The sequence below is a fragment of the Anaeromassilibacillus sp. D41t1_190614_C2 genome (assembly GCF_015558525.1).
In the GTDB taxonomy this organism is placed as follows: Bacteria; Bacillota; Clostridia; order Oscillospirales; family Acutalibacteraceae; genus Anaeromassilibacillus; species Anaeromassilibacillus stercoravium.
The window spans coordinates 15,324-33,353 of the sequence record NZ_JADMOD010000009.1 but is presented as its reverse complement, the minus strand read 5'-3'; the positions used below and the strand labels follow the sequence as shown (position 1 = coordinate 33,353).

Annotated in this window: 14 protein-coding genes and 1 pseudogene; 4 read left to right on the top strand and 11 right to left on the bottom strand. The window is 51.1% G+C overall.

Annotated features, from left to right (window positions below):
- Positions 1-2: 2 nt before the first annotated feature.
- The 10 genes and pseudogenes from purE to I2G69_RS08340 form a co-directional block, all read right to left on the bottom strand.
- Positions 3-506: a 5-(carboxyamino)imidazole ribonucleotide mutase gene (gene purE, locus I2G69_RS08385; protein ID WP_087229483.1), complete on the bottom strand. Its 504-nt coding sequence runs from the start codon at positions 504-506 to the stop codon at positions 3-5.
- Between the two features lie 366 nt (positions 507-872).
- A complete protein-coding gene (locus tag I2G69_RS08380) occupies positions 873-1,775 on the bottom strand; it encodes an SPFH domain-containing protein (RefSeq protein ID WP_087229486.1) in 903 nt (300 codons plus the stop codon).
- 39 nt (positions 1,776-1,814) lie between these two features.
- Positions 1,815-2,267 (bottom strand): NfeD family protein, encoded by a 453-nt coding sequence (locus I2G69_RS08375; protein WP_087229489.1) that lies wholly within the window; start codon positions 2,265-2,267, stop codon positions 1,815-1,817.
- A 437-nt stretch (positions 2,268-2,704) separates the two neighbouring features.
- Positions 2,705-3,214: a DUF4180 domain-containing protein gene (locus tag I2G69_RS08370; protein ID WP_330610161.1), complete on the bottom strand. Its 510-nt coding sequence runs from the start codon at positions 3,212-3,214 to the stop codon at positions 2,705-2,707.
- 64 nt (positions 3,215-3,278) lie between these two features.
- A complete protein-coding gene (locus I2G69_RS08365; protein WP_191405176.1) occupies positions 3,279-3,821 on the bottom strand; it encodes a putative immunity protein in 543 nt (180 codons plus the stop codon).
- Between the two features lie 208 nt (positions 3,822-4,029).
- Positions 4,030-5,658 (bottom strand): chaperonin GroEL, encoded by a 1,629-nt coding sequence (gene groL, locus I2G69_RS08360; RefSeq protein ID WP_087229492.1) that lies wholly within the window; start codon positions 5,656-5,658, stop codon positions 4,030-4,032.
- A 47-nt stretch (positions 5,659-5,705) separates the two neighbouring features.
- Positions 5,706-5,990 (bottom strand): co-chaperone GroES, encoded by a 285-nt coding sequence (locus I2G69_RS08355; protein WP_087229495.1) that lies wholly within the window; start codon positions 5,988-5,990, stop codon positions 5,706-5,708.
- A 401-nt stretch (positions 5,991-6,391) separates the two neighbouring features.
- Positions 6,392-7,522, bottom strand: coding sequence for a THUMP domain-containing class I SAM-dependent RNA methyltransferase (locus tag I2G69_RS08350; RefSeq protein WP_195560634.1), 1,131 nt, complete (start codon positions 7,520-7,522; stop codon positions 6,392-6,394).
- A gap of 220 nt (positions 7,523-7,742) precedes the next feature.
- Positions 7,743-9,560: pseudogene (gene ftsH / locus I2G69_RS08345) on the bottom strand (ATP-dependent zinc metalloprotease FtsH).
- Positions 9,557-10,024 (bottom strand): MarR family winged helix-turn-helix transcriptional regulator, encoded by a 468-nt coding sequence (locus I2G69_RS08340; RefSeq protein ID WP_191362569.1) that lies wholly within the window; start codon positions 10,022-10,024, stop codon positions 9,557-9,559. The pseudogene ftsH and the gene I2G69_RS08340 overlap by 4 nt, the downstream one beginning before the upstream one ends.
- A gap of 158 nt (positions 10,025-10,182) precedes the next feature.
- On the opposite strand from I2G69_RS08340, the gene I2G69_RS08335 reads away from it, so the two are divergent.
- From I2G69_RS08335 to I2G69_RS08320, 4 genes are all read left to right on the top strand, one after another.
- Complete coding sequence (locus tag I2G69_RS08335; RefSeq protein WP_172749497.1) at positions 10,183-11,433, top strand: AraC family transcriptional regulator; 1,251 nt, start codon at positions 10,183-10,185, stop codon at positions 11,431-11,433.
- 189 nt (positions 11,434-11,622) lie between these two features.
- Positions 11,623-13,815 (top strand): efflux RND transporter permease subunit, encoded by a 2,193-nt coding sequence (locus I2G69_RS08330; RefSeq protein ID WP_330608952.1) that lies wholly within the window; start codon positions 11,623-11,625, stop codon positions 13,813-13,815.
- Entirely contained in the window at positions 13,812-15,947 is a 2,136-nt protein-coding gene (locus tag I2G69_RS08325; protein WP_191395802.1) for a hypothetical protein, read from the top strand. Before I2G69_RS08330 ends, I2G69_RS08325 begins: the two co-directional genes overlap by 4 nt.
- Positions 15,948-16,093: 146 nt before the next feature.
- Positions 16,094-17,344 carry an AI-2E family transporter gene (locus I2G69_RS08320; RefSeq protein ID WP_087229513.1) on the top strand — a complete coding sequence of 417 codons (1,251 nt, stop codon included), beginning with the start codon at positions 16,094-16,096 and terminating at the stop codon, positions 17,342-17,344.
- Positions 17,345-17,417: 73 nt separating this feature from the next.
- Here the strand turns inward: I2G69_RS08320 and I2G69_RS08315 are convergent, their stop codons facing one another.
- Positions 17,418-18,029, bottom strand: coding sequence for a thymidine kinase (locus I2G69_RS08315; protein ID WP_191362566.1), 612 nt, complete (start codon positions 18,027-18,029; stop codon positions 17,418-17,420).
- Between the last annotated feature and the right edge of the window lies 1 nt (position 18,030).

Below are 18,030 nucleotides of genomic sequence, written 5' to 3'. Positions count from 1 at the left end.
TATTAAAGTTCCGCCACTTTTTCCTGGATGGCGGCGTCTTTTTTTGCCACGCCGTCCGCCATCTGCTGCTTCATCTCCAGGAGCTTTGCCGCCAGCGTCTCATCCGAGAGGGCCAGCATCTGTGCAGCCAGAATCGCTGCATTGTCGGCGCCGTCGATTGCAACCGTCGCCACCGGGATTCCGCTGGGCATCTGTACGGTTGCCAAGAGTGCATCCAAACCGTCCAAGGTCGAGGACTTGATCGGGATGCCAATCACCGGAAGGGTGGTGTGGGCCGCCAGCACACCGCCCAGATGCGCCGCCTTGCCTGCTGCTGCGATAATCACACCAAAGCCGTTCTGCACCGCATTCTGTGCAAATTCCGCCGCCGCATGGGGCGTTCTGTGCGCGGACATCACGTGTACCTCCACCGGGATCTCCAGCGCTTTGAGGCGTTTGATTGCTGCGGAAACCGTGGGGAAGTCGCTGTCGCTGCCCATAATCACTGCCACTTTTTTGACTGCCATACTTTTACACGCTCCTGTTTCTTAAAAGTCTGAAGATTTCCATCCGCAGGAAGACATAAAAACAAGGCTGCGACGGCAAAACGACGCAGCCTATCTTTTTATGCAAAAATGGACATGGATACACCCATCCGGCGAATCACGAACGCCCCTTTGCGAACGGAAATCCTCTTCATTGCTATACCTCCGTCTCCTTTTCTGCCTCCGGCTTTTCCGGACGCCACGGCCGGCACGCAAAATTCTACATCTATTTTAGGATATTTTCCGTACAAAAGCAAGCTATTTCCAGGGAATTCGTGTTTTCGTCCAGTTCAGATGATGTTTCCAGCTTTTTCTCCTCCATTTTGTATATTCTGACGCAACGATGGGTTATTTTGCAAGGTTTGTATCATCCGACACAAACTCCTTGAGGGAGGTCGCCAAGCCCGCGAGCGATTGCAAATTGGATGGGATGATAATCTTGGTCGCCTTGCCGTCCGCCGCTTTCTCGAACGCCTCCAAGCTCTTGATCGCGATAACGCCCTCGCCCGGATTTGCCTCATTCAACATCTTAATGCTGTCAGCCAGGGCTTTCTGCACCGAGAGGATGGCCTCCGCCTCGCCCTGCGCCTCGCGGATCTTAGCCTCCTTCAACGCTTCCGCGTGCAGGATGGCAGACTCCTTTTCACCCTCTGCAATCAGGACTGCGCTGCGCTTTTGGCCTTCTGCTTCCAAGATCTTGGCGCGGCGCTCACGCTCGGCCTTCATCTGCTTTTCCATGGAATCCTGGATTTCCGCCGGCGGCAGGATATTCTTCAATTCCACGCGGTTGACTTTGATCCCCCAGGGATCGGTCGCCTCGTCCAATATCTGGCGAATCTGCGTATTGATGACATCGCGGGAGGTCAGCGTGTGGTCCAGCTCCAGATCGCCGATGATGTTGCGCAGGGTGGTCGCGCTCAGGTTTTCGATTGCGGAAATCGGGCTTTCCACACCGTATGCATAGAGCTTCGGGTCCGTGATCTGGAAATACACAACCGTATCAATCTGCATGGTCACGTTGTCCTTCGTGATCACCGGCTGGGGCGGGAAATCGATCACCTGCTCCTTTAAAGAAACCTTTTTGGCAATCTTATCCAGGAACGGAATCTTGACATGCAGGCCGGTCTCCCAGGTCACATGGTACGCGCCCAGACGCTCCATGACATACGCATGGGCCTGCGGAACGATTTTGATATTGGCAATGATGATCACAATCAGCAGTAAAACAAGTATCGCAATTACATATGGCATAAACCATTCTCCTTTGTTCTTCTCTCGTTAAGTTCGTCGTTATTCGGTCTTCAGATAGTGATTCTCCGGTTCTACAATCAGTTTTACCCCTTCGATCGCTTTGATGACGACATTCTCTCCTTCCGGCAACACGGAGCCGTCGGCGGAACGCGCTGTCCAGACGCTGCCGAGCACGGTCACCTGGCCGATCCCTTCCGTGTTATCGATCCGCGCTGTGACAATGCCAGTTTTCCCTATGTAGCGTCCTGCATTTGTGTCCACCTTTTGAAAGTGCATCACCTTTTTGACCATGGGGCGGCTGATCAAGAGCGCCAAAGCCGTGACGCCGGCAAATACAGCCGTCTGTACCCAAAACGGCGCTCCGCACAGGCCAGCGATCAGCGCTCCTACACCGCCAATTGCCATCCAAACGGAAACCAACTGCACGGTACACGCCTCAACTACAACGGCGATGACGATGACCACAAGCCAAAAAATGGAACTTCCTCCCATTGTCGCACCTCCTTTCCGGTGATGTGCCTATCTTACCATACCCGGCCGGTTTCCTCAAACCGCGGAAAAAGACAGGGAAGGCGGATTTCGGCCTCTTTTGAAAAGCTACTCCTTTCTCCTAGCCGGGACGTTCTAAGGGCGATTCAGGCTTCTTCAATCGTGAAAAAGGTCCATTTTCGAGCAATGCTTACAAATCTGTAACAAGTCTATGGGAAAATTTGGACAAGGTCGTGACGATCACCAAATGGATGGTTGGGACAAGGCGTATAGAACCAAGTGATCTTCCATCACCTCAAGACGCTGCCTTTTCGTTTGTTCCACCCCATTTTTGCCACCAGAAAGCAAGAAGATTGGAAACAACAGTATACAAAACAGACCGTCCAACCGGATCATTGGCTAGCCTAATCCGCTCTGCTGTTCTCCCGATAAACAAACATTTACCGAGTCAGCATCTCAATGGCTTCTTTTTGAGTAGACACAAAAAACACATCTTTTCCCTTATTACTCTCATAAATGAAATCCTTGAGTGGTTTGCTGGTATAGTGGGAGTAGTCCCCATAAATCGCGATACGTCCTCCATAGTTTATATATTTTTGTAAAATCTCCCCTGCAAGCCCTGTGCGAAGGATAAAGAAATCCTCTGCAATCAGCTTTTTATCTATGACGATATTTTTGGTACCCACTTCATATTTTGCGCGCATCAATATATCTAACGCAGATTGTGGATCTGTGATAACGATTTCCTCGCTGTAGATTATGGCGCACACTTCATGATTCTTTTCTACTTTTTCAATGTTCATTTTTAATACCTCATCAAATTTATTTCTATCACGCTCTATTTGGGTTCCTCCTGCGCGTTTGCATGAGTTGCACGCTGTGCAACTGCCTAAACACAGACTTGAATCGGCTTGTTTCATCAGCCATTTCGATGGCAAGCCATGCTCCAAATAGAGAGCCTTTTCGGCGTTCTTGCGACGCCATTTCTGTTGTATCTGTTCGATGAATAAGATACTATTTGCGCATAAATTCTGCCCATTCCCCTTTATATGTGTCCAAATGTTCCTTCCAATAAAGCAAGCGATTTATATACGTTTGTTTTCTTTCTTCAACTATTTTGGAAGCGTCCTCTATTCCATATCTGTAAATAATGGAAGTAAGGTCGTATATGGGATAACCAATCGCATGTCCGGCCGTATGGACAACCGCACACGCCTGCCCGACGGCGTGACACATCGCAATATCTTCTTTACAAGCGATCTCCTTTGCAAAGGTATGGCAGGATAAAATTTTTTGTTGGGCCGGACGCATCTTGATTTTTCCGGCCGCCCAAGCTTGGACAGCTTCCAAAGCCTCGCGCGGCCGTCTCTCATCCGGATACTTTTCTTCTAGGTTTGCAACCGTTTCAGCGGCAAATTCAAAAGCCCACAACGCCATAACCCGATGTTCCTGTTCTTGAAACAGCGACGCCAGATCCTGTAAGTATTCTGAATCCTTTGCAAATAAAATTTTATTCTTTCTTTTAAGCCTCATATGCACTTCGTCAATCCAATTCACATTTGTCCCCCTCTAAAATTTGATTTGTGTTTCATTGTCCCTATCTTATCACAGGTCCAAGAGCGTGGAAACATGCTCTTTCTAGCCGGACTTCCCACCGTTTGGATAAACGGCGCCGCGGTCATAAATTTACATCTAAAATAATAAAGAAGCCCTGGGTTCCGCAAAAGTGAAACCCAGGGTCCAAAACTTCTTATTGCAATTTGGATTAATACATGCCGCCCATGCCCGCATCAGCCGGAGCAGCCGGCGGAACCGGCTCTTTCTTGTCCGCTACAAGGCTCTCGGTGGTGAGAACTGTCTGTGCGACGGAAGCTGCGTTCTGCAGTGCGGAACGGGTAACCTTCGTCGGGTCAACGATGCCAAAGGAGATCATGTCGCCATACTCGCCGGTCAATGCATTATAGCCATAGCCGACCTTGGACTCCTTCTTGAGGTTCTCCACGATGACAGATCCTTCGACGCCAGCGTTCGCCGCAATCTGGCGAACCGGCTCCTCCAGCGCTTTCAGCACGATCTGCACGCCGGTCTTCTCGTCGCCCTCAACGCTCTCCAACAGCTTTGCAACCGCCGGAATCGTATCGATCAAAGCAACGCCGCCGCCTGCTACGATGCCTTCTTCCACAGCCGCCTTCGTTGCCGCCAAAGCGTCCTCGATGCGGAGCTTCTTCTCCTTCATCTCAATCTCTGTTGCAGCGCCTACGCGGATGACCGCTACGCCGCCAGCAAGCTTTGCCAAGCGCTCTTGCAGCTTCTCGCGGTCGAAATCAGACGTGGTGGTCTCGATCTGGCTACGGATCTGATGGACTCTCGCCTTGATGTCGTCCGGGTTGCCAGCGCCGTCAACGATGATGGTGTTCTCTTTGTCCACCTTGACCTGGCGTGCACGGCCCAGCTGGGCAATCGTGGTGTCCTTCAGCTCCAAGCCAAGCTCGGAGGAGATCACCTGGCCGCCGGTCAGCACGGCGATATCCTGCAGCATTTCCTTGCGGCGGTCGCCAAAGCCCGGAGCCTTGACTGCAACGCAATTGAAGGTGCCGCGCAGTTTATTCAGGATCAGGGTTGTGAGCGCCTCGCCCTCAACATCCTCTGCAACGATCAGCAGCTTCTTGCCACCCTGTACGATCTGCTCGAGGAGCGGCAGGACTTCCTGGATGTTGGAGATCTTCTTATCGGTGATCAGGATGTAGGCGTCGTCCAGGACAGCCTCCATCTTGTCGGTATCGGTCGCCATGTAGGGGCTGATATAGCCGCGGTCAAACATCATACCTTCCACAACGTCGCAGTCCGTCAGAGCGGTCTTGCTCTCTTCCACGGTGATGACGCCGTCGGAAGTGACCTTCTCCATTGCGTCCGCAATCAGCTTGCCAACTTCTTCATTCGAAGCGGAAACCGTTGCAACACGGGCGATGTCGTCGGAGCAGGTAACCTTCTTGGAATGCTCGCGAAGAGCATCCACAGCTGTGTCTACAGCGTCCTGTACGCCCTTGCGCAGCACCATCGGGTTTGCGCCAGCTGCGACATTCTTCATGCCTTCGCGGATCAAAGCCTGTGCCAGCAGCGTTGCGGTCGTGGTGCCGTCGCCAGCGACGTCGTTCGTCTTGGTGGCAACTTCCTTCACGAGCTGTGCGCCCATATTCTCGAATGCGTCGTCCAGCTCAATTTCCTTTGCGATGGTCACGCCGTCGTTCGTGATGAGCGGAGCTCCGAACTTCTTATCCAACACAACGTTGCGGCCCTTAGGTCCCAACGTAATCTTCACGGTATCTGCGAGCTGATTGATGCCGCTCAGCAGAGCTTTTCTTGCTTCTTCGCCATAGATGATCTGCTTTGCCATAGTCTATTCCTCCAAATATGATACTATAAATTCTCTTAAATACTTATTTATTCAACCACTGCCAGGATGTCGCTCTGACGGACGATGGTGTATTCCTCTCCGTCCATCTTGACGTTCGTACCAGCATACTGGCTGGTGATGACACGATCGCCCACTTTGACATTCATAACGACTTCCTTGCCGTCTACCATACCGCCGGGGCCCACTGCGATGACGTCCGCAACCTGCGGCTTCTCCTTCGCGGAACCTGCCAGGATGATGCCGCTCTTTGTGGTCTCTTCTGCTTCTTCCATCTTAATCAGAACTCTGTCTGCCAACGGTTTGATTGTCATTTAAATTTCCTCCTTCAGAAATAGATCCTACAAAATCCATGCATACCCTTTCAAACTGCTCGACGCTTTGACCGCGCCGCTTGAAACGATATGTTCTTAGCACTCGCTATCTCTGAGTGCTAAGACTATTTTAGCCACTTACGCAGGAAAAATCAAGGGGTTTTTCCCGAAAAAATGCAATTTCATAAATTATTTACAATTCACCCAGAAATATGCAAAGCAGGGCCGGATTTCCAAGGGGAGTCCACAAAATATGGCGGTTTCAAGCCATTGCTCCTACAACCGGCCGCATGCGCTATAAAAGCCTTTCCGCACACTCTCCCTGAAATTTCCAGCCCTCTTCTTGCATTTCTGCTTCGGCAACCAGCCGCTTTTGCCGTAGCGGACTGGCTGTCCATCTGCTAAATCCCGCTTTTATAATACATATAAAACTGACACTTAATCATGCCGTTGTAAAGCTTTCTGCGGCGGTCCGCCTTGCGGCCGTAGCACTCCTCAAAGGTCTCATCGGGGCTGATGATGTTATAGCTCCATTTTTTCTTGGGGGTAAACACCTTCCCCATCGTCCGATAGAGCTCTTCCGCGGCGCGGATATCCAGCAGGCGCTCACCATACGGCGGGTTGCAAATGACGTCGCCGCGTTCGCCCAGCGGTTGGAAATCCGCCACATCCCGCTTCTCCGCATGGATGCAGGAGATCACACCGGCCTTGCGCGCGTTTTCCAGCGTCAGGTTCACCGCAGCCCCGTCGATGTCGTATCCATACCCGGCAAAGGAAGCATCCCGGCGCACCAGGTCCCGCGCACGCGCCCGTTCTTGCTGCCAGACCGCGGACGGGATATTCTTCCAGCGCTCCGCGGTAAACGAACGTTGCAGCCCCGGAGCGATATTTTTCGCATAAAGCGCGGATTCCACCAAAATGGTACCGGAGCCGCAAAATGGGTCGATCACAATCCCATCCCGGCGGACGCGCGAAAGATACGCCATCGCCGCCGCCAAGGTTTCCTTGATCGGCGCCTCTGTGGAATTGGCCCGGTAACCGCGCTTGTGCAGGCCCGCCCCGGAGGTATCCAGCATGACGCTGACGTGGTCCTTCATGATGAGGAATTGAATCTGATGCAGAGTCCCGGTCTCTTCAAACCAATTTAGATGGTATTTGCCCTTCAGGCGCTCCACGACGGCTTTTTTGATGATGGATTGGCAATCTGGGACGCTGGCTAATTTGGAATTCAGGGAGCGCCCCTTGACGGGAAACGCATCCTCTTTTTCGATCCACTGTTCCCAAGGCAGGGCCTTTACCCCCTGGAAGAGTTCTTCAAAACTGCGCGCCTCGAAGCTCCCCAGTTCAATCAGAACGCGCTCCCCATACCGTGAGCCGAGGTTGGCGCGCGCGAGCATCGACGCATCTCCGGTAAAAAACACACGGCCGTTCTGCGGTTCCACATTTTGCGCTTCCATCGCGCACAATTCATCCCCCACCAGTCCTTCGATCCCCAACAGGCACGGGATTACCATTTTCCACTGTTCAGCCATAGATACACTCCTATTTCCCGGGGAATCCCCCGTTTTCGATTTGATTCGCATCCGCCCAAAAGAGGGCGGTCCAGCCCGCATCCAAATACGTTGCCTGTTTCCGGCAAGCGTCAGCCATGCGGAATGGATTGATTATACCATAGGCCCTCTACAAAAGCAAAACCCATCCGGAAAAGCAGCAGCGGCCGGGCATAAACACCTGTGCCCGGCCGCTGTCCCATTATTTCTTTAGGATCTCCATGAATTCCTCGCCCGTGATGGTCTCCCTCTCCAACAGATAGTGCGCCAACTCATGCAGCTTCTCCATATTCTCCTTCAAAATCGCAATCGCCTTTTCGTGCGCAGAACGGATCAGCTCCAAAACCTCCTCGTCGATCTTAGCCGCGGTCTCCGGCGAGCAGGTCAAGGAGGCGTCCCCGCCCAAGTATTGATTGCTGACCGTCTCCAAGGCCATCATGTCAAAGGTCTTGCTCATGCCCAACCGGGTCACCATGGAGCGCGCAAGCTTAGTCGCCTGCTCGATGTCGTTGGATGCCCCGGAGGTAAACGAGCCAAAGATCAGTTCTTCCGCTGCACGGCCGCCGGTCAGCGTGGCGATCTTGTTGTACGCCTCTTCGCGGGACATCAGCACCCGCTCGCCCTCTTCCACCTGCATGGTATAGCCCAGGGCTCCGGATGTACGCGGGACAATGGTAATTTTATGGACGGGCGCCGAGTCGCTCTGCATCGCGGCAACAAGCGCATGTCCAATTTCATGATAAGCGACGATCTCTTTTTCCTTTGCGGAGATCACCGCGCTCTTGCGCTGGTAACCGGCGATGACAACCTCCACGCTCTCTTCCAAGTCCGCCTGCGTCACGCTGAAATGGCCGCAGCGTACCGCGCGCAAGGCCGCCTCATTGATGATGTTCGCCAACTCCGCGCCGGAAGCGCCTGCGGTCGCGCGGGCGATAGCGTTGTAGTCGATGTCGGGTGCCACTTTGATCTTTTTGGCGTGAACCTTCAAAATAGCCTCGCGCCCCGCCAGGTCCGGCAGTTCCACCGGGATACGCCGGTCAAAACGGCCCGGGCGCAGAAGCGCTTTGTCCAAGGAATCCGGGCGGTTGGTCGCGGCCAGGATTACAACGCCCTTTTTCCCGTCAAAGCCGTCCATCTCCGTAAGCAACTGGTTGAGGGTCTGCTCCCGTTCGTCGTTGCCGCCCATGCCGCCCTCGCGCTTTTTTCCGATGGTGTCGATCTCATCGATAAACACAATGCAAGGGGCCTTCTCCTGGGCCTGCTTAAAGAGGTCGCGGACTTTGGCTGCCCCCATACCGACAAACATCTCTACAAACTCCGAACCGGAGATGGAGAAAAACGGCACCTTTGCTTCCCCAGCGACCGCCTGCGCAAGCAATGTCTTACCGGTTCCCGGAGGGCCCACCAGCAAAGCGCCCTTCGGAAGAGAAGCGCCGATCTCTGCATATTTCGATGGATTGTGCAAGAAATCCACAATCTCCGAAAGGGCTTCCTTCGCCTCGTCCTGCCCGGCAACATCGTCAAAGGTCTTGCCCGTTTGCGCCTCCACATAGATCTTGGCGTTGCTCTTGCCAAAGGTCATGGCGTTGGGGCCGCCCATCTTTTTCTGCATATAGCGGGTGAGCAGCTGCCCCAAAATAAGAAACATCAAAATGGGGAATACCCAGGAGAGAATAAACGTAAGAAGCGGCGACTCTTCTTTCGGGATTTCCTTTCCATATTGAACATCCGCTTCATCCAGGCGGCTGCTCAGCGTATCGCTGTCCTCCATTTTGCCGGTGACGAATACGGCTTCTTTTCCATTTTCGTCCTGCCCGATAAAAGCAATTTTATCCTCCTGGTCTTCCACCTAGGTGATCTTACCCGCCTCTAGTTGGGCCAGGAATGCGTCATAAGAAACCTCGGTTACCCGTGTGCCAAATATACTGGGGAATACCAGTGCATTTAATAAAAGAAGCACCACGAGCGCAATTACATAATAATAGATCAATGATTTTTTCGGTGATTTCTGTTCTTTCATTCGACTGTTCCTTTCTGATGATTTTCCAACATGTCGCGCAGTAGCGCATCGATCTCACGCAAATTTTCGGCAACTTGCTCCATCCGTTCCCGTCCAAGCCTCTCTAAGCAGGAGGCATATTTTTCTTCTGCAAGGCGGTCAATCGCCCGGACAGTGTCCTTCCCCTTCTCAGATAAGGCGATTTTGACCATACGTTCATCCTGTAAATCCCGGACCCGAAGAAGGAAGCCTTCTTGCTCTAAACGTTTGCACATGGAGGACATATTTCCGCTGGTCATCCCCAATGTGCGCCCAAGCTGGCCGATTGTGGGGGAATCCTCCGCGGACCAAAGCTCCATAAGAATCCGCATCTGCATGTGTGTCAGGCCATATTGTTCGCTAATCGGGCGGAACATCCCATCCATACATTCGGAAATCCGGCGCGTCATATCCCAAACCACATTTTTGAATTCGATGACCTCCATATCACACCTCCGTTGGCAATAATTTGTTCAAATAGTTTTCATGTATATATAATATATTGAATAGAGTGTTTATAGTATAATATTTTTGAAATAAAAACATGTTACCGGTTTTTGAACTTTTCCTAACGCTTTTGCTAACCGATGAATGGAGAGAACCTATGAAATTTGATAACGATTGGGAACGCATCCGCGAATTCAGCAAATTGCTCTATGAAGTATCACAAATTCCCATTCAAATTGCTGATATCCATGGGGCCACGCGCCTTTTCTTTCCCTCTCTCCCAGAATTTCAGGAGATCGGCCTCCCGCGCTCCATTTCTGAATCCCTTATTGCACGCGCGAAACAAGGCCCGGTCCTACAGACATACCATTCGGTCTTATTGTGTGCCTGCATCTCCTTTTCTATGGATGAACAATCCCTTTTTTTGATTTTGGGACCAGCGCTTTTGGAGGAGATCTCTCCGGGCAGCATCCGTGACCTGACTTCGCTTTATCCCTGTAAGGATACGCATAAGCTCTACACCCTTGCCAAACAGCTCCCTGTTTACAACACGGTACAGTTTATCCGCTATGTGCAGATGTTCCATCTGACAATTTTCGGGGAAAGTATCGGCATCTCGGATTTTTTTATCGCCCAACAGCAGCAGATCCCCCAGGACGCAATCAACCGCGCCTTGGAATCCAGCTACTTTTCCCAGCGGGAATTGACCAATATGCCAGTCCCATTTGCGCTCGAGCAAATGTTTACAAAATGCGTCCAGACCGGTAATACCGCTGAACTAAAACGCTTATTGGATACCTACCTCTCAGGAACCGCCGGCACACTCTCTTCCACTCCCTTGCGGCAAAGCAAGGATACCTCCATTGCGATTGCCGCCGTAATTTCACGCGCCGCAATCGCCGGGGGACTGAGCGCCGAATCTGCATGCCGCCTCAGCGATGTATATGTGCAGCAGATGGAAACCTGCGGGGAGGTAAAGGATGTCTACATGTTGTGCGCACGCATGGTATTCGACCTGACCGAACGGGTGGCTAATGTCCAGCGGCAGACAGCGTATTCCTTTCCCATCACTCAGTGCATTCAATTTATCACCGATCATTTGCACGAGGAGCTTTCCCTTTCGATCCTTGCAGACCAGGTGCAGCTGAGCCCCCGGTATCTCTCGCGCCGCTTTAAACAGGAGACGGGGACGACCATTACCTCTTACATCCAGCAGGCACGTGTGCGCGAAGCGCAGAATCTCCTCCTCCTATCCGACGAGAGCTTTTTGGAGATCAGTAACTTTTTACATTTCATCTCCCAAAGCTATTTCATACAAATTTTCAAACGGTATACAGGGATGACCCCGCAGCAGTATCGCAAACGAGGCCAAAAGCTCTCCAAAGCAAAGCGCCCCGGCGAACACTGAACAAAGGGGTTATCCCTTTTGATTTTCAAAAATGTTAGGTAGAAAAAATAATATAATATGTATTTTTATGGTATACAATTCTGTTTTTTATCCAGTATCATGTGCAATATCCGATTTTTCATCTAGAATTTCTGATTCGTTCCAGAATGCCAAATGATTTCCACAATTTGTCACAGGAGGCGATTGCAGTTGGAAAAGGAAAAACATACGGTCCACCGTTTTTCCAATTTTGTCATCAGAAAACGCAAATGGATTGAAAAGATTTTTGCCGTTGCCGTTGTCCTCAGCATTATTGCCCTTTGCTTTGTCCGGGTCAATTATGATTTGAGCAAATACTTGCCGGACGACGCCGCTTCGAAAGCCGGATTGAATGTGATGGATGAGGAATTCGGCTACCCCGGCACGGCACGCGTTATGGTCGGTGATGTATCCCTTTATGAAGCCAAACTGTACAAGGACCGTATCGAAGCGGTGGACGGGGTCAATATGGTCACCTGGGCGGATACCGCGGCCGACGTCTATCAATCCGAACTTTTTATCAATTACGAGGCGATCGAGGACTATTACAAGGACGGATACGCCGTGATGGATATCATTTTTGATGAGGACGATTCCGATGCCAAGACGCACAACGCACTCAACGAAATCGAAGCCATCACCGGGGATAAGGGGTATTTCATGGGGCCCGCTGTACAAAACAAATCTCTGGATGAAACCTTGACCCGTGAAATTGCTATCGCCATGGTGATGGGGATTTTTATGATTTCGGTGATCCTCTGCCTCACCACAACATCCTGGTTTGAACCCTTCCTCTTCCTATTCATCATGGGCGTGGCCATTATCATCAACATGGGTACCAATATCTTTTTGGGGGAAATCTCCTTTCTCACCTTTAGTACAGCGGCCATCCTGCAATTGGCCATCGCAATGGACTATTCCGTCTTTTTGCTGCATTCCTTCACCAGGGAACGGCAAGCGGGGGTAGAGCCCGAGCAAGCTGTGGCAAATGCGATTCACAGCTCTGTGACTTCCATCCTGTCCAGCGGCGCAACGACCATTGTCGGCTTCCTCGTGTTGATGCTGATGCGCTTTAAAATTGGCTTTGACATGGGCTTTGTCCTGGCAAAAGGCATTGTCATCAGCCTTTTAACGGTATTGCTTTTGATGCCTGCCTTATTGCTCCGCTGGGGGGATAAGATCGAAAAAACCGCCCACCGCTCTTTTATGCCCTCTTTCAAGGGATTAGGAAAGGCCGTCTTTAAGATCCGCTACGGCGTACTCATCCTGGTTGCCCTTCTGGTTGTTCCGGCCTTTACCGCGCAGAATATGAACCAGTTCCTTTTCGGGAACGGCTCCTTGGGCTCCAGCCCTGGAACAAAGGTATATGAGGATGAGCAGGCGATCAATACCCGCTTCGGCCGCAGCAACCTGGTCCTTGCATTGGTCCCCAATACCAACAATGTAACGGAACGCGCTTTGACCGAATCGCTGCGGGATTTGGATTATGTAAAATCCGTCACATCCCTCGCAGATACGCTGCCAGAAGGGGTCCCCGAAGACTTCCTTCCAGAATCCCTGACCGGACAGCTCCACTCGGACGATTACAGCCGCATCATGATCTACCTTAAGACCAAGGACGAAAGCGCGTACGCTTATCAATGTACGGATGAAGTGCGTTCGATTGTCGAATCCTATTATCCAGAGGGCTCCTATCTGGTGGGGACGACACCCTCGACACAGGATATCCAAACCATCATCACCAACGACTACAATTACGTCAATATCCTTTCGCTTTTGGGAGTCGCGGTGGTGGTCCTGTTGACCTTCCGCTCATTCATTATTCCTATCGTGGTAATGATCCCCATCGAAGTAGCCATCTTTTTCAACATGGCGATCCCCTATTTAGCGGGCGACAAGATGATTTATATGGGATATATCATCGTAAGCTGTTTACAATTAGGCGCGACAGTGGACTATTCCATCCTGACAACCAACAATTATTTGGAAGCGCGTACCCATCTTCCCAAAAAAGAGGCTGCCATCCATGCAATCTCACAAAGTGCCCTGTCCATTCTGACGTCCGGTTCCATCCTAACCATCGTTGGTTACGGCCTGTACTATGTTTCCACTGTTTCCGCCATCGCAGATATGGGGCACTTGGTGGGGCGCGGCGCCCTTCTGAGCACCCTGCTGGTGATTTTCCTTCTGCCTGTCCTCCTGGTGCTCAGCGACAAACTGGTCATGAATCAAATGCGCCGCCGGGCGCTCCGCAAAGCTAAGCGTTCCATCCGATGGAAAACATGGCTGGAAAAACACAAACGAAAAAAAACTACAGCCCCTGATACAGCTCAGCAAAACTCTAAAGGAGGCCTCTTATCATGAAGAAATATAAACGCTTGATTGCTTGTATCCTATCTTTCGCCATGCTGCTTCCCCTTGCTACGATTCCTGCACATGCGGTGGAAACGCCGGTCACAACGGATGAGGCCGTCTACGTCAACCTGGACCACTACGGCGCCGTCACCGGCACCAGCGTAGTCAAAGGATGCAGCCTCAATGGGAACCGGGAATTTAAGGACTATGGATCGTACACAAAGGTCACCAACATGTCCGGATACGACGAGCCGGAATTGACGAACGACGGCGTTGTCTGGAGCCTCTCCCCGGATGCGAACGATCACTTCTTTTACGAATGCACGCCTGCGCAAAACAGCATCATCCTGCCCTGGTCCTTCAAAGTCTCTTACAAGCTCAACGGCGTTCCCACAGAAGCGCAAGACCTCGCCGGCGCATCCGGCTTGGTAGAAATCAATATTGAATGCATTCCGAACGGGAGCGCAGAAACCTACTATCAAAACAATCTGCTGTTGCAGGCGGCTACCATGGTCAATGTCGAGGATGTACTCAGCATCGAAGCGCCGGGTTCCCAAACACAATCCATCGGTACATACAAAGCGGTTCTCTTTGCGGCGCTGCCCGGCGAACATACAACCTTTACCATCCGCATCGGCACGGAAAGCTTTGAGTTTCCCGGCGTGATCATGCTGATGATCCCCGGAACCCTGGAGCAGATGAAGACCATCAAGGATCTGAAAGAGGCGAAGGACACCATCGGCGATTCCGCCGACTCCGTCTATGACAGCCTGGATCAAATTTTGAACGCGCTGGAGGATATGTCCGGAAGCCTGGAACTGACCCAGGAGGGATTGCAAGCCCTACAACAGGCGCGCACATCCATTCAGTCCGCGAAGGGAGGCATCTATGACGGCGCAGACGCTTCTTTGAAGGATTTGGATGCACTCTCGCAGAAGATTGTTGCTCTCGTACCGCATTTGCAAAACGGGGAACAGCTTGTCAACGATGTCAGCGCAGACATCAATGCCATGGTAGATACCACCGGCCTCCTAGCCTCCGACTTGGGAAGCCTTTCCAGTTCTCTTTCCCGTCTCCAAAACAGCATGGAAGATCTGGAGGACGCTCTGAACGACGCCACCATCAGCCGCAAGCATCTCACCAACCTACAAGACGCCATTGATGATCTAACCGATTCATTCGCACCGTTTGAGGGAGATTTGGAAGATCTAAAAGGAACGATCGACCGCCTGGAAGACCCGCTTGGAAAATTGCTCACCGGTTTGCAGGACACCAAAAGCCAGTTGGACCAGGTGATCGCGGACCTTACACAGAAAGGCGTCTCCGATACACTGCTTGCGCCGCTCAAGAAATACCGCGACCGATTGGATGAAGCCACCGTCAAGCTGGAACAAGTGCGGAAAAAGCTGACCGACCTTTTAAGCAATACCAGCAATACCGTTGGCACGTTGGACGGCTTAGGCAGTGCAATCGATGATCTATTGGACGACCTGAAAGGGCTCTCCGATTTAGATTCCGCCGCGGACGTAATCGGTGAACTCAACCGCACCGGCACATCTTTGCAAGCTGCCATCGCCACCTGCTCTTCTTTCCTCACCACCGTACAAACGTTAAACAATACCTTAAACCAATATAAGGAGGGTACCATCTCCCTGCTGTCGGATTGTTCCGAACTGGCCACACAGCTCGGCTCCACATTGACCAGCACCTCCACCTTCCTACAAGATCTCGAATCGATGATGAAGGAGAGCGGCCAATATCTGAATGAAGGGACCCAGAAGACACTGGACGGATTGATCGGCGCATTGTCAGAAGCCCTGGATATGTCCGGCAGCACGTCGTCCCTTCGCGATGCAAGCGATTCCATCAAAGGGACCGTGGAAGACCAGCTGGATCAAGTGGAAGAGGACAGCAATTTCTTAAATTTGGACGCAGAAGCAGAGATGGTTTCGTTTACATCCCGCAAAAATCCTGCTCCTGCCAGCATTCAGGTCATCTTGCGCACAGAAGAAATCTCCTTAGGCGATGCGGAGGAACCCGTCGAGGATCTGGACCCAGATTCCCAACCTACTAGCTTTTGGGACAGGGTGGTAAACCTTTTCCAGCAGTTATGGGAATCCATCACTTCCCTTTTTCAATAAAAACATACTGCCATGTATAACGCCGGATGCCTTGGGAACCCTATGGCATCCGGCCTTTTGAACCATTGATAATTCCAATGAATTGGAACGGCTTTTCTTTACTTCGCTCACACCGCGTATTATAATGAGCTTGAGGAGTGAACGATATGAATTTAAAACAGCTGATCGAAGATCCCAAGCTGACAAAGCGGATTGTGCTTTTAATTACCTACACCGTTTTGTTGATATTCGCTCTGTTCAACCTGGACAAGCTGTTCAGCTTTTTCCTCTCTATCTTTTCGCTTGCATCCCCGTTTTTTATCGGAATTGCCATTGCATTTGTAGTCAATGTGATCTTAAAGTTTTACGAGGAGAAAGTATTTGCTTTTCTCAATAAAAAAGATCTCAAACTGTGGAAGAAGTGCCGGCGCGCCGTTTGCGTGGTGCTCTCCTTCCTAACATTGATTGTCATCTTAGGCGCAATTATCCTTTTTGTCGTTCCGGAATTGGTTTCCTCTTTAGAAGTCTTGATTCGGAACGCCCCCACGTACATCAGCCGCTTATCAAACGAGATTATCCGTCTTCTGGAAAAATACAATGTGACCCAAGATCAAATCAACTCCCTCTCCATCGATTGGACTTCCCTTTTGTCCAAAGCGACAGAGGTTACCTCCAATTTTATGGGGTCCCTGTTTAACATTACAGCCAGCGTGGCGAACGGCATTTTTACCATGGCCATGAGTTTTATCTTTTGTATGTATATGCTGTTCGGTAAGGAAAAGCTGACCAGCCATTTGAAGCGCCTACTCTATGCGTTCCTGCCCAACCGTGCAGCAAGGCGGACCATCGAGATTTCCAGCATGGCCAACCGGATCTTTTCCAATTTTGTGCGTGGGCAGCTCACAGAAGCGTGCATCTGGTTTTTCCTGGTGTACATTGGATTGAGTATCCTCCGCTTGCCTTATGCGGTATTGATTAGTTCAATTGTCGCGCTATGCAGCCTGATTCCCATCATTGGGCCCTATATCTCTATGTTCACAGCGGGTTTTATCCTGCTTTTGGTGAATCCATGGTACACGGTAACCTATATTGTATTCTTCCTGATTCTCCAGCAGATTGAGGGGAACCTAATCTACCCGCGCGTGGTCGGCACCTCCATTGGATTGCCGCCGATTTGGGTTTTGCTCTCCATCATCCTATGTGGGAACCTGTTTGGGATCGTCGGTATCCTGTTGGGCATTCCAACCTTTTCGGTGCTCTATGCGCTTCTCCGCGAAACAGTTCGTAGGCGCCTGTACAAAAAAGGGCTTACCAAAGAGAAGTTCCAGCGAAAAATTTTTCCCGAGGCGCAAACCAAGGGGAAGGCCGCCGCAGAAAATATGGTAGAAACCTCCTCTATAGATTCTGAACGTAAATAAATCGCAAAGTAGGAATGGGATATACCTAGTCCAAACATCCATTAAAAACAGCCTTAAAGAATGGTTGCCACCATCACTTTAAGGCTGTTTTCTCTGTTCCTGTATGCTCTGAATGGGAAAGGCCAGAAAACCGGTTGTCCCTCCAACACTTGTAACACATCCCTACATAACGCTCGTTGCCTCCGATCAAAATCTGTTTGCCTTCCTTGATGATGGCCCCGTCGTGGATACGGGCGTTCACTTCTGCCTTCCTGCCGCAACGGCACACCGATTTGATCTCCGAAAGGGAATCCGCTAATTCAAACAGGCGCTTGCTCGCAGGAAACATCTTCGTCTGAAAGTCTGTCTTCAATCCAAAGCACAACACGGGAATTTCATCCACCGCCAGGTCCTTGAGTTGTTCCACCTGTTCTGGTGTAAGGAACTGCGCTTCGTCAACGATCAGCACCTGGTATTCCCGGTGTGCATCGTACCAGTCCAGCAGGTTCATGTCCTCATCAATCACATAACACCGTTGCTCCAACCCAATGCGCGATTTTACTACCTCTGTTCCGTCACGATCATCAATGCTGGGCTTTAACAGCGCAACACGGTATCCCTGCTCTTCATAATTGAATTTCACCATCAAAGCGTTTGCCGATTTAGAGCTGTTCATGGCCCCATACTTAAAATATAGCTTTGGCATG

Bases quoted from the DNA above. Each gene is read 5' to 3' on its own strand.
- I2G69_RS08380 (WP_087229486.1), bottom strand. From the start codon at position 1,775: ATGCCATATGTAATTGCGATACTTGTTTTACTGCTGATTGTGATCATC.
- I2G69_RS08355 (WP_087229495.1), bottom strand. From the start codon at position 5,990: ATGACAATCAAACCGTTGGCAGACAGAGTTCTGATTAAGATGGAAGAA.
- I2G69_RS08315 (WP_191362566.1), bottom strand. From the start codon at position 18,029: ATGCCAAAGCTATATTTTAAGTATGGGGCCATGAACAGCTCTAAATCG.
- I2G69_RS08325 (WP_191395802.1), top strand. From the start codon at position 13,812: ATGAAGAAATATAAACGCTTGATTGCTTGTATCCTATCTTTCGCCATG.
- I2G69_RS08320 (WP_087229513.1), top strand. From the start codon at position 16,094: ATGAATTTAAAACAGCTGATCGAAGATCCCAAGCTGACAAAGCGGATT.
- I2G69_RS08375 (WP_087229489.1), bottom strand. From the start codon at position 2,267: ATGGGAGGAAGTTCCATTTTTTGGCTTGTGGTCATCGTCATCGCCGTT.
- I2G69_RS08335 (WP_172749497.1), top strand. From the start codon at position 10,183: ATGAAATTTGATAACGATTGGGAACGCATCCGCGAATTCAGCAAATTG.
- groL (WP_087229492.1), bottom strand. From the start codon at position 5,658: ATGGCAAAGCAGATCATCTATGGCGAAGAAGCAAGAAAAGCTCTGCTG.
- I2G69_RS08340 (WP_191362569.1), bottom strand. From the start codon at position 10,024: ATGGAGGTCATCGAATTCAAAAATGTGGTTTGGGATATGACGCGCCGG.
- purE (WP_087229483.1), bottom strand. From the start codon at position 506: ATGGCAGTCAAAAAAGTGGCAGTGATTATGGGCAGCGACAGCGACTTC.
- I2G69_RS08350 (WP_195560634.1), bottom strand. From the start codon at position 7,522: ATGGCTGAACAGTGGAAAATGGTAATCCCGTGCCTGTTGGGGATCGAA.